We start from the raw sequence: 275 nt of genomic DNA, 5'->3' as shown, positions 1-275 counted from the left end.
TGTCGAGCTACTTCGATATGTACCCCGGCGTCTGGCGCCACGGCGACTGGCTCAAGGTCGGGCGTCACGGCGGCTGCATCATCTTTGGCCGCAGTGACGCCACCATCAACCGGCACGGCCTGCGCATGGGCACCAGCGAGCTCTACAGCGCGGTGGAAGCCTTGCCCGAAGTGCTGGACTCGATGGTGGTCGATCTCGAATACCTGGGGCGAGAAAGCTACATGCCGCTGTTTGTGGTGCTGCGCGAGGGTCTGACGCTGGACGAGGCGGTGCGC

Annotated in this window: 1 pseudogene; it reads left to right on the top strand. The window is 64.7% G+C overall.

Features of this window, described 5'->3' with window-relative positions:
• Positions 1–275, top strand: a pseudogene (locus B3V69_RS07750) (acetoacetate--CoA ligase); the annotation flags it as partial.

The organism is Rhodoferax sp. UBA5149 (assembly GCF_002413825.1).
In the GTDB taxonomy this organism is placed as follows: Bacteria; Pseudomonadota; Gammaproteobacteria; order Burkholderiales; family Burkholderiaceae_C; genus Rhodoferax.
Note: the sequence above shows the minus strand (reverse complement) of the source record. Positions and strands in the feature narration are given on the sequence as shown.